This window comes from Ruminococcus sp. 1001136sp1_2201st1_G3_2201SCRN_220225 (assembly GCF_040924365.1).
Classification (GTDB): Bacteria; Bacillota; Clostridia; order Lachnospirales; family Lachnospiraceae; genus Blautia_A; species Blautia_A faecis.
Window position 1 is genome coordinate 1 of sequence record NZ_JBCOME010000123.1, and the last position, 3,160, is coordinate 3,160.

The window sequence follows — 3,160 nt, forward strand, 5'->3', positions numbered from 1 at the left end:
GGACGTTAGTCCTGCAAAAAAGTCTTATTTTACCTGTGTCAATGTATGGTGGAAGTTACTTTTTCATTCAACCTTTTTCACATTTATCTTAAATGAAAAACTAAATTTGTGTCCTTTTCACATTTTCCTTTGTGAATCTCCAGAAATTCTGGTACAAACGGACTGCCTCTCCATTTTCCTCTACTGCATCTGTATTTCCAGTGATTGTATTGTAGATCATGGCAAATGCCAGATTCTCCATTGCCCCGGCATATTACGCTGGTTCCGAGGTAACTCCTGAAGTGACAGTTACCCACAGTGGTAAAACCCTGGTAAAAGACAGGGATTTCACTGTAACATACCACAACAACATTGAACCAAGCAGTTATTACAATTCTCCGTGGGTTGGAATTGATGGAATTGGAAATTACCAGGGGTATGTAACTAAATCCTTTACTATAAACAGAGCTAACATCAGCAGCTGCACGGTTACGCTTTCCGATGAAAGCCTTACCTACACAGGCTCCTCTTTACGCCCAACCGCCACAGTAAAAAGCGAGGACAAGGAATTAACCCTGAACCAGGATTATTACGTTTCCTACAGAAACAACTGGGATGCAGGTACTGCTTCTGCAATTCTCACTGGAACTGGAAATTACACTGGTTCTGTTACGAAAGACTTTACCATTAAACCATTGGATAGCAGCCGCTATTCCGCTTCTCTTTCCCAGTATTCTTACACCAGTGACGGAACAGAGAAATGCCCGGATGTTACCGTTACATACGGAGACAAGACGCTTGCGGCAGGCACTGATTTCACAGTTTCTTATAAAGATAATGTGAAGGAAGGTACTGCCACTGTAACTATTACAGGATCCGGAAATTACACCGGCATTATTAACACAATCTTTACGATCACAGTTGCTCCTGGCAAGGATGACTCGGACTCAGGAAAAGATAATCCTGGTAAAGATGATTCCGGTAAAGATGATTCCGGTAAAGATAACTCCGGTAAAAACGATTCCGATAAAGGCAACCAGAACAGCAGCACACCAGGAAACAACAATAATAACAACGGAAGTACATCTGGTAATAATGACCAGAACAATAACGGTCAAAACAATAACAACACCAATAATAACAGCAATAGTCAAATGCCAGGCCAGCGTTTTTGGACGACGCTGCCTGGCATTTTTCATAAATCTTCCAAACCAACCTGAAGATTCTATATTCTCTGTATAACTATTCAGTACCTTCACAGTTACACCCTCCGCGAAATAGTACATACCTACTGAATAATTATTTTTCTGTTTAAGTTTTTCTCAACTCAGGAAATTCTCAATGATTACATTTTCCGCCTCAGCTTCCGTCATTCCAAGAGTTCTTAGCTTCAGAAGCTGCTCATCGTTAATTCTTCCAATAGCTGCCTCGTGAACAATTGCAGCATCCACATGTTTCGCCTGGATTTCCGGGATGGAGCCCACCTCAGCATGATCCATAATAATGGAATCACACTGGATATGTGCGTGACATTTGTTCTTTCCAACAGCCTTCGGATGGAAAACCTGGGAAGAATTTCCCTTTCCAACAGAACGGGAAATAATCTGTGCAGAAGATCCTGCTCCGTTCATACAGACTTCAATATCAGACTCCGCTTTCTGCTCCCCATCTGTCATCAGACGTTCCAGAACAAACAGCTTGGAATCTGCATCCATTGAAACATTTGTGGTACGGATTGTGGAGTCAACACCCTTGATCTGAACGGTATCCAACGTAAATACGGAGTTCTCACCAAGCTCAATATTGGTTACCGGATTCAGCACTCTGCTTCCGGTTCCATTCCCCTCTCCGTAGTGTTTTTCCTCGTAATGTACATTGGCATTTTTACCCACATGGAAGGTATGAATACCATCGTGACGACTGTCATTGCAGCCACTATTGTGGATTCCGCAGCCTGCAACAATGTCAACATCTGCACCGTCTGCCACATAAAAATCATTGTAAACCAGATCGGTCATTCCAGATACACTTACCACTACCGGAATGAAAACCTTTTCTCCCTTTGTCTCCCCGTCAATGAAAATATCGATTCCCGGCTTGTCCTCTTTTTTCTTTATTTTGATATGTTCGCTGTCGCCGTGACAGATGGAAATACCATTCTGACGGAGATTAAAAGCACCTTTCTGCGCAAAGCCTTCGCTGATCTTATCCAGCACACCCTGGGTTGTTTCTTCTACTTTAACCATCAACATTTTCCTCCTTCATTCAGACATTTCTGACATTTTTCCTGCTGAAATAAGGTTGGGAAAACGTCTTCTTTGGTACCATATCTCTTTACTTCACCGTCTTCAATTACCATGATCTTATCTGCCATATTGATGATTTTTTCCTGATGGGAAATCAGGATCAGGCACTCCTTTTTCTCACGATGAATCTCCTCAAAGCGCTTGATCAGCATGGAAAAGCTCCACAGGTCGATTCCTGCTTCAGGTTCATCGAAAATGCTTACTTTATGAGATTTCGCCAAAACTGTGGCAATCTCAATTCGCTTCATCTCACCGCCGGAAAGGGTTCCATCCAGTTGACGGTTTAAGTAATCTTCGGAACAAAGTCCTACAGCAGAGAGAAGGTCACAGCTCTCTTTTTCCGTTAAATTCTTTCCTGCTGCAAGAGATAACATTCTTGCCACGGTCATACCTTTAAAGCGGGGTGGCTGCTGAAATGCATAGCCAATTCCCGCATTTGCACGATGATCAATATCGTATCCTGTAATGTTCTCATCATCCAGATAAATTTCTCCGCTGTTTGCTTTCTCAATGCCAGCCAGTACCTTGGCCAGGGTGGATTTTCCACCGCCATTTGGTCCAGTGATTACCAGCATTTCCCCATCCTGAACGTCAAAACTGATGTGATTTACCAGACAGCGCTTTTTCCCTTCTTCATTCACTTCAAAAGTCAGGTTCTTTACTTTCAGCATATTCATACCTCTTCTGTTAATTTTACATTACTGCTCCAATTGTGCCCGAAATTCCAGAAAAACATTACTTTTGAGCAATAACGATTTTATTTCTTCTTGGACTGTACTCCAAATAAAAAAAATTGTCAACTAGAGCGTGTTTGAAAAAGGCTTTCTGCAAGATGTGCGTCACAATTTGTGGGAGATTTTGCCCGGATGAGGGCG

Annotated in this window: 4 protein-coding genes; 2 read left to right on the forward strand and 2 right to left on the reverse strand. The window is 42.3% G+C overall.

The window, feature by feature from the left end; translation table 11 throughout:
• Positions 1–218: 218 nt before the first annotated feature.
• Positions 219–1,199, forward strand: coding sequence for a hypothetical protein (locus tag AB5642_RS20055; RefSeq protein WP_195392119.1), 981 nt, complete (start codon positions 219–221; stop codon positions 1,197–1,199).
• 102 nt (positions 1,200–1,301) lie between these two features.
• On the opposite strand, the gene AB5642_RS20060 is transcribed toward AB5642_RS20055, so the two are convergent.
• Positions 1,302–2,225 (reverse strand): SufD family Fe-S cluster assembly protein, encoded by a 924-nt coding sequence (locus AB5642_RS20060; RefSeq protein ID WP_118577643.1) that lies wholly within the window; start codon positions 2,223–2,225, stop codon positions 1,302–1,304.
• Positions 2,225–2,956: an ABC transporter ATP-binding protein gene (locus AB5642_RS20065; protein ID WP_195392118.1), complete on the reverse strand. Its 732-nt coding sequence runs from the start codon at positions 2,954–2,956 to the stop codon at positions 2,225–2,227. The genes AB5642_RS20060 and AB5642_RS20065 overlap by 1 nt, the downstream gene beginning before the upstream one ends.
• A 140-nt stretch (positions 2,957–3,096) precedes the next feature.
• Between AB5642_RS20065 and AB5642_RS20070 the strand changes: the two genes are divergently transcribed.
• On the forward strand, positions 3,097–3,160 hold a 64-nt coding region (locus AB5642_RS20070), incomplete at its 3' end, for a DUF6783 domain-containing protein (protein WP_368356968.1).

Excerpts from the sequence above, each read along its gene's own strand:
- AB5642_RS20055 (WP_195392119.1), top strand. The coding sequence starts at position 219 with ATGGCAAATGCCAGATTCTCCATTGCCCCGGCATATTACGCTGGTTCC.
- AB5642_RS20060 (WP_118577643.1), bottom strand. The coding sequence starts at position 2,225 with ATGGTTAAAGTAGAAGAAACAACCCAGGGTGTGCTGGATAAGATCAGC.
- AB5642_RS20065 (WP_195392118.1), bottom strand. The coding sequence starts at position 2,956 with ATGCTGAAAGTAAAGAACCTGACTTTTGAAGTGAATGAAGAAGGGAAA.